This is a genomic window from Streptomyces sp. NPDC048419, from assembly GCF_043200415.1.
GTDB lineage: Bacteria > Actinomycetota > Actinomycetes > Streptomycetales > Streptomycetaceae > Streptomyces.
Window position 1 is genome coordinate 396,674 of record NZ_JBICXT010000001.1, and the last position, 6,698, is coordinate 403,371.

Consider the following 6,698-nt stretch of genomic DNA (forward strand, 5'->3'; position numbering starts at 1 on the left):
CTCAATGGACTTGTGCGGAGGGCACGGCAGGACCCTAGAAGTTTTGAGTGCCGTGACCGGGGATGCGGGGAGGCGGGTTCCCCGGTCACGGGTGCCGAAAGAGGGATCCCTCGGGGGGAGATCAGAGGTTGGTGAGGTCCACCGGGATCTTCGGCTCGCAGCCGTCCCGCAGGATCGTCGCCTCGATCAGGCCGTAGGGACGGTCGGCGGCGAAGTACACAGCACCGTCTTCGGTGGCGTTCTTCAGCCCGAAGGGCTCCAGGTCGACGAGGAAGTGGTGCTTGTTCGGCAGCGAGAAGCGGACCTCGTCGATCTCGCTGCGGTTGTTGATGATCCGCGAACCCATCTGGTACAGCGTCTGCTGCAGCGAGAGCGAGTACGTCTCGGCGAAGGCCTGGAGCATGTGCTTCTTCGTCTGCTCGTAGGACTTCTCCCAGTTGGGCATCTTCTGCTCGTCGTCGGTCCAGTTGAACCGCCAGCGGGCGGAGACCGACGTCGCCAGGATGCGGTCGTAGGCCTCCTGGAGCGTCGTGTACTTGTCCTTGACGTAGCCCCAGAACTCGGAGTTGGTCGAGTTCATCACCGTCAGGTCCTTGAGGCCGGAGACGACCTCCCAGTTCCGGCCGTCGTAGGTGATCTGGGTGAGGCGCGTCTCCCGGCCCTGCTTCACGAACGAGTGCTTGACCTCGTCGGCGCCGATGAACCGGGAGTTGGCGTCGGAGGCCTCGATCCGCTCCCAGGTGTACTCCTCGATGCGGATCCGGGCCTGCTGGATCGGCTCCTGGCTGGTGACGAAGTGCCGGGCCAGGTGGATGCCGAACTGCTCGGCCGACTCGATGCCGTGCTCCTTGGCGAAGGCGAACACCGTGTTCTTGGTGGTGTCGGTCGGCAGCACGTTGGCGTTGGAGCCTGAGTAGTGGACCTCGTCCATGTCGCCGGAGAGGGCGACGGAGACGTTGAGGTCCTTGATGTGGTGGGTGGCGCCGTCCCGCGTGATCTTTACGACTCGGTTCTCGGCCTTGCCGTACTGGTTCTGTCCCAGGATCGTGGGCATGTCTGCTAGCTCCCTCGGTAAACGGAGTAGCCGAACGGGTTGAGCAGCAGCGGTACGTGGTAATGCTCCCCGGGCTTCACGGCGAAGGTGATCGCCACCTCGGGGAAGAACACGGCACCGCTGTCCCGATTCGCGGGGGCGTCCTGCTGCGCATCGGCTTGCTTCTTCTCGAAATACGCTTCGACCGCGAAGTCGAGGCGTACGTGTGTGGTTCCCGCCGGCAGCGCCGGCAGGTCCTTGCACCGGCCGTCCGCGTCGGTCGCGGAGCCGCCGAGCGCCTGCCAGTCCGCCTCGCGCCCGGACCGGGCGGTCAGCTGGACGGCGACGCCCTCGGCGGGGCGGCCGACGCTGGTGTCCAGGATGTGCGTGGACACGGAAGCGGTGGTGCTGGTGCTCATGGGTCAGGCTTCCTCTTCGACGAGTCGGGCCAGTCGGATGCGGTTGATCTTGCCCAGCTCGACGCGGACGATCTCCCGCTCCTGCTCCGGGGAGTTGCCGATCCGCTCCTTGACGGCGTCGCGCATCTGCTCGCCGGTCCGGCCGGTGGCGCAGATGAGGAAGACGTGGCCGAACTTCTCCTGGTAGGCCAGGTTCAGTTCGAGCATCTCCGTCCTGAGCTCGTCGGAGACGCCGGCCATGCCGCGCTGCTCCCGGGCCGAGGTGGGATCCCCCGGCTTGGGGCGGCCGATCGGCGGGTGCCCGGCCATCGCCTCGGCGAGGTCCGCGGCCGTCAGCTCGGCCATGGCGGCGTCACTGGCGGTGAAGAGCTCCTCGGCGGTGGCGTACGGACGGGCGGCGGTCAGCCGCCGCGCCCAGGCGGTGGAGGCGCACGCCTCGTGGAGAACGGCGAGGGCCGCGTGCTCCTCCAGTGCGTTGAACCGGGGCAGGCCCGGGGGCGTGGAAGTCGAAGTCACGGGAGCCTCCGTGGCCGCGTAGGGCCTTCGTGCTGAACGGGCGTGCCGATAGCTAACGCCCTCGGCAACGAGCCGTCAACACTTTGTTGAAAATTCGCGGCGGCGAAACCCGGGCGGCTGCATCAGGCGCCTTTGTCCCGGTTCAGGTAGTTGTACACCGTGAAGCGGCTCACGCCGAGGGCGCCCGCGACGGTCTCCACGCCGTGCCGTACGGAGAAGGCGCCGCGCGCCTCGAGTATCCGCACGACCTCCTGCTTGGCCTTGCGGTCCAGGTCGGCCAGCGGCACGCCCTGCTTGCGCTCCATCGCCGCCAGGATGTGGTCCAGGGAGTCCGCGAGCTGGGGCAGCCGCACGGCGACCGCGTCGACGCCCTGCCAGGAGAGCACGACGTCGTCGGGGCCGGCCTCGTCGGGCGGGAGCAGCTCGCCGCCCATGGCGTCGACCAGCGGCTTCACGGCCGTGATGAACGGTTCGTCCCCGGTGCCGCTCACTCGGCGCCCTCCCCGGCCGCGTCGACCACGTTGACCTGCAGCGAGATCCGGGTGGCACCGGCCTTCAGCGTCCTGCGCAGCAGCGCGTCCACGGCGGTGAGCACGGCGTCCGCGCCCCCCTCCGCCGTGTTGCCGAACGGGCCGACGTCCACCGCGTCCAGCTCGGCCGCCTCGATCACCTCACGGGCGGCCACCGCGTGCGCGGGCGCCTCGTCGAGGTCGAACGGCTCGGTCGTGAACTCCACTCTCAATCGCACGCGCACAACCTAACGCCATGGCGGTCCCCGTAGGTCTCCGGTTTTGCGCGGGTGCTCTTGACAGGCCTCCCCGGTCACAGGCAGTCTTCCATTAAGCAGAAACGAACTTCCGTAATACGGAATCACTACACGGAAGGGAGCGCCTAACCACATGCCCGGTTTTGAGTTGAACACAGCCGCAGAGCAGCGCTTCAACGTCAACCTGTCGATCCTCTTCACGGAACTCCCGCTCCTGGAGCGCCCCGCGGCCGCCGCCGCGGCGGGCTTCACCGCGGTCGAGCTGTGGTGGCCCTGGGTCGACGCCCCCACCCCCGAGCAGTCCGAGCTCGACGCCCTGAAGACGGCGATCGAGGACGCGGGCGTCCAGCTCACGGGCCTGAACTTCTACGCCGGGCAGCTGCCCGGCCCCGACCGGGGCGCGCTGTCGATCCCGGGCGAGGAGTCGGAGAGGTTCCGCGCCAACATCGACGTGGCGGCGAACTTCGCCAGGTCGCTGGGCTGCAAGGCGCTCAACGCGCTGTACGGCAACCGCGTCGGCGGCGTCGACCCGGCCGAGCAGGACGCGCTGGCCCTGGAGAACCTGGTCCTCGCGGCCCGCGCGGCCGACCGGATCGGCGCGATCCTGCTGATCGAGACGCTCAACCAGCCGGAGTCGCCGCTGTACCCGCTGGTCAGCGCCCCGGCCGGGATCGGCGTCGTCGACAAGGTGAACGACGCGACGGGCCTCGGCAACGCACGCTTCCTCATGGACCTCTACCACCTGTCCATGAACGGCGAGGACCTGCCCTCGGTGATCGAGCGGTACGCGGCGAAGACGGGCCACGTGCAGATCGCCGACAACCCGGGGCGTGGCGCACCCGGCACGGGATCGCTGCCGCTGGAGGAGCTTCTCGACCAGCTCACGAAGGCGGGTTACGAGGGCTGGGTCGGCCTGGAGTACAAGCCGGGCGACCGTCCGAGCGCCGAGGCCTTCGACTGGCTGCCCCGCGAAGCGCGCGCCGCCCGCTGAACTTCCTTACCGAAAGGCACATTTCATGAGCACGCTCCCCAAGGTTGCCTGGATAGGCCTCGGCATCATGGGCTCCCCCATGTCCGAGAACCTGATCAAGGCGGGTTACGACGTCACCGGCTTCACGCTGGAGCAGGACAAGCTGGACCGGCTGGCCGCGGCCGGCGGCACCGTCGCCGGCTCGATCGCCGAGGCGGTCCAGGACGCCGACGTGATCATCACGATGGTGCCGGCCTCCCCGCAGGTCGAGGCGATCTCCTACGGCCCCGACGGCATCCTGGAGAACGCGAGGTCCGGCGCGCTGCTGATCGACATGTCGTCGATCACCCCGCAGACCTCCGTCGACCTGGCGAAGGCCGCCCGGGCCAAGGGCGTTCGCGTGCTGGACGCGCCCGTGTCCGGCGGTGAGGCCGGTGCGATCGAGGCCGTGCTGTCCATCATGGTCGGCGGCGAGCAGGCCGACTTCGAGACCGCGAAGCCGCTCCTCGAGGCGCTCGGCAAGACCATCGTGCTGTGCGGCCCGCACGGCTCGGGTCAGACCGTGAAGGCCGCCAACCAGCTGATCGTCGCCGTGAACATCCAGGCGTGCGCCGAGGCCGTGGTCTTCCTGGAGAAGTCGGGCGTGGACCTGAAGGCCGCGCTGGACGTCCTGAACGGCGGCCTCGCGGGCTCGACCGTGCTGACGCGGAAGAAGGACAACTTCCTGAACCGCGACTTCAAGCCGGGCTTCCGTATCGACCTGCACCACAAGGACATGGGCATCGTCACGGACGCCGCCCGCAACGTGGGCGCCTCGCTGCCCGTCGGCGCCGTGGTGGCCCAGCTGGTCGCCAGCCTGCGCGCCCAGGGCGACGGCGGCCTGGACCACTCGGCCCTGCTGCGGGCCGTGGAGCGCCTCTCCGGCGCCCAGCTCTGACGCAGCCACGGACTTCCGGGCGGCGCCGCCGCTGACATCTGTCCTGTCGCGCCCAGGCGTCGGCGCCGCCCGGAATCAACTTCAACAAACTGTTGACGCTCAGTTTGCCCCACTTCTAAGCTCCACCAAGCGGAAGAAGTTTTCCGCTGCCACCCGCACGGAAGTGCTGACGCACGGAAGGTCCACGATGTCGAAGCGCGTGCCCACGACGCGAACTCTCACCACGGAGTCCGGTGCCCCGGTCGCCGACAACCAGAATTCCGCCTCCGCCGGCATCGGCGGCCCGCTCCTGCTCCAGGACCAGCACCTCCTGGAGAAGCTGGCGCGCTTCAACCGCGAGCGCATTCCGGAGCGCGTGGTGCACGCCCGCGGCTCGGGCGCCTACGGCTACTTCGAGGTGACCGACGACGTCACCGGCTTCACGCACGCCGACTTCCTGAGCAGCGTAGGCAGGCGCACCGAGGTGTTCCTGCGCTTCTCGACCGTGGCCGACTCGCTCGGCGGCGCGGACGCCGTCCGCGACCCGCGCGGCTTCGCGGTCAAGTTCTATACCGAAGAGGGCAATTACGACCTCGTCGGGAACAACACCCCGGTGTTCTTCATCAAGGACCCGATCAAGTTCCCGGACTTCATCCACTCCCAGAAGCGGGACCCCTTCACAGGCCGCCAGGAGGCGGACAACGTCTGGGACTTCTGGGCGCACTCCCCCGAGGCCACGCACCAGGTGACCTGGCTGATGGGCGACCGCGGCATCCCGGCGTCGTACCGCCACATGAACGGCTACGGCTCGCACACCTACCAGTGGACGAACGCCGAGGGCGAGGCCTTCTTCGTCAAGTACCACTTCAAGACCAACCAGGGCGTGCGCTGCCTGTCCGCCGAGCAGGCGGCCGAGCTCGCCGGCAAGGACCCGGCCTCGCACCAGACGGACCTGCTGCAGGCCATCGAGCGGGGCGTGAACCCCTCCTGGACGCTGTACGTGCAGCTGATGCCGGCGGCCGAGGCGGCGGACTACCGCTTCAACCCGTTCGACGTGACCAAGGTGTGGCCGCACAAGGACTACCCGCTCCAGCGCGTCGGCCGTCTCGTCCTCGACCGCAACCCGGACAACGTCTTCGCCGAGGTCGAGCAGGCCGCCTTCTCCCCGAACAACTTCGTTCCCGGCATCGGTCCTTCGCCGGACAAGATGCTCCAGGGCCGGCTGTTCGCCTACGCGGACGCCCACCGCTACCGCCTGGGCGTCAACCACACGCTGCTGGCCGTCAACGCCCCGAAGGCGACCGTCGCCAGCAACTACGGCCGGGACGGCCTCATGGCGGTCAACTCCCAGGGCCGGTACGCCAAGAACTACGAGCCGAACTCCTACGACGGCCCGGCCGAGACCGGCCGCCCGCTGTCGGCCCCGCTGGCCGTGACCGGACACACGGGCACCCACGAGGCGCCCCTGCACACCAAGGACGACGACTTCGTCCAGGCGGGCGACCTGTACCGCCTGATGTCGGCCGAGGAGAGGTCCCGGCTGATCGCCAACATCGCCGGCGGCCTCTCGCAGGTCACCCGCGACGACGTCATCGAGAAGAACCTGGCCCACTTCCACGCCGCCGACCCGGAGTACGGCAAGCGCGTGGAGGAGGCGGTCCGCGCCCTGCGCGAGGACTGACACAGACGGCCCGCGCACGACCGTACGGCCCGGATGAGGGGTGACCGGCCGGACGTGCGCGGGCGAGGCAAGGACCGCGGCGGTATGCGAGCCAGTGCGGTGGTGAAGGTCCCCGGCCCTCCTTCTTCGACCTGAGGGAAGGAGCGCCGCGGTTCTGTCGCATCCGCCGCGGTCCCAGCCGTTGCCCGCAGTGCCCCAGGACTCCGTCCGGCGGCGCGAACGTACTGTCGCGCCCAGCCTCGCACCGCCGGACGGCCACAACCGAATACCTCACCGGCCGAGGGGGGGGGGGGGGGGGGGGGGGGGGGCGCCGCGGCCCCGGGGGGGTGGGCGGCGGGGGGTGCGGGGGGGGGACAGCGGTGCCACAGGGCTGAAGCAACACACCACACCAAAACCC

General features: G+C 69.2%; 8 protein-coding genes. 3 read left to right on the forward strand and 5 right to left on the reverse strand.

What is annotated here, in order from left to right; translation table 11 throughout:
- Window positions 1-121 precede the first annotated feature (121 nt).
- From pucL to ACGFYN_RS01755, 5 genes are all read right to left on the reverse strand, one after another.
- Window positions 122-1,054 carry a factor-independent urate hydroxylase gene (pucL, locus tag ACGFYN_RS01735; protein ID WP_393863712.1) on the reverse strand — a complete coding sequence of 311 codons (933 nt, stop codon included), beginning with the start codon at window positions 1,052-1,054 and terminating at the stop codon, window positions 122-124.
- 5 nt (window positions 1,055-1,059) lie between these two features.
- Window positions 1,060-1,452: a hydroxyisourate hydrolase gene (gene uraH / locus ACGFYN_RS01740; protein WP_393863713.1), complete on the reverse strand. Its 393-nt coding sequence runs from the start codon at window positions 1,450-1,452 to the stop codon at window positions 1,060-1,062.
- Between the two features lie 3 nt (window positions 1,453-1,455).
- Window positions 1,456-1,968, reverse strand: coding sequence for a 2-oxo-4-hydroxy-4-carboxy-5-ureidoimidazoline decarboxylase (gene uraD, locus ACGFYN_RS01745; RefSeq protein WP_393863714.1), 513 nt, complete (start codon window positions 1,966-1,968; stop codon window positions 1,456-1,458).
- A 122-nt stretch (window positions 1,969-2,090) separates the two neighbouring features.
- Complete coding sequence (locus ACGFYN_RS01750) at window positions 2,091-2,459, reverse strand: helix-turn-helix domain-containing protein (RefSeq protein WP_393863715.1); 369 nt, start codon at window positions 2,457-2,459, stop codon at window positions 2,091-2,093.
- Entirely contained in the window at window positions 2,456-2,716 is a 261-nt protein-coding gene (locus ACGFYN_RS01755) for a hypothetical protein (protein ID WP_393863716.1), read from the reverse strand. The genes ACGFYN_RS01750 and ACGFYN_RS01755 overlap by 4 nt, the downstream gene beginning before the upstream one ends.
- Before the next feature lie 151 nt (window positions 2,717-2,867).
- Between ACGFYN_RS01755 and ACGFYN_RS01760 the strand changes: the two genes are divergently transcribed.
- The 3 genes from ACGFYN_RS01760 (at window position 2,868) to ACGFYN_RS01770 (ending at window position 6,301) form a co-directional block, all read left to right on the forward strand.
- Complete coding sequence (locus tag ACGFYN_RS01760) at window positions 2,868-3,725, forward strand: TIM barrel protein (protein ID WP_393863717.1); 858 nt, start codon at window positions 2,868-2,870, stop codon at window positions 3,723-3,725.
- A 25-nt stretch (window positions 3,726-3,750) separates the two neighbouring features.
- Window positions 3,751-4,641, forward strand: a complete 891-nt coding sequence (locus tag ACGFYN_RS01765) for a 2-hydroxy-3-oxopropionate reductase (protein ID WP_393863718.1) — start codon at window positions 3,751-3,753, stop codon at window positions 4,639-4,641.
- A gap of 187 nt (window positions 4,642-4,828) precedes the next feature.
- Window positions 4,829-6,301 carry a catalase gene (locus tag ACGFYN_RS01770; RefSeq protein WP_393863719.1) on the forward strand — a complete coding sequence of 491 codons (1,473 nt, stop codon included), beginning with the start codon at window positions 4,829-4,831 and terminating at the stop codon, window positions 6,299-6,301.
- Window positions 6,302-6,698: the final 397 nt, after the last annotated feature.

Excerpts from the sequence above, each read along its gene's own strand:
- pucL (WP_393863712.1), bottom strand. The coding sequence starts at position 1,054 with ATGCCCACGATCCTGGGACAGAACCAGTACGGCAAGGCCGAGAACCGA.
- uraH (WP_393863713.1), bottom strand. The coding sequence starts at position 1,452 with ATGAGCACCAGCACCACCGCTTCCGTGTCCACGCACATCCTGGACACC.
- ACGFYN_RS01760 (WP_393863717.1), top strand. The coding sequence starts at position 2,868 with ATGCCCGGTTTTGAGTTGAACACAGCCGCAGAGCAGCGCTTCAACGTC.
- ACGFYN_RS01765 (WP_393863718.1), top strand. The coding sequence starts at position 3,751 with ATGAGCACGCTCCCCAAGGTTGCCTGGATAGGCCTCGGCATCATGGGC.
- ACGFYN_RS01770 (WP_393863719.1), top strand. The coding sequence starts at position 4,829 with ATGTCGAAGCGCGTGCCCACGACGCGAACTCTCACCACGGAGTCCGGT.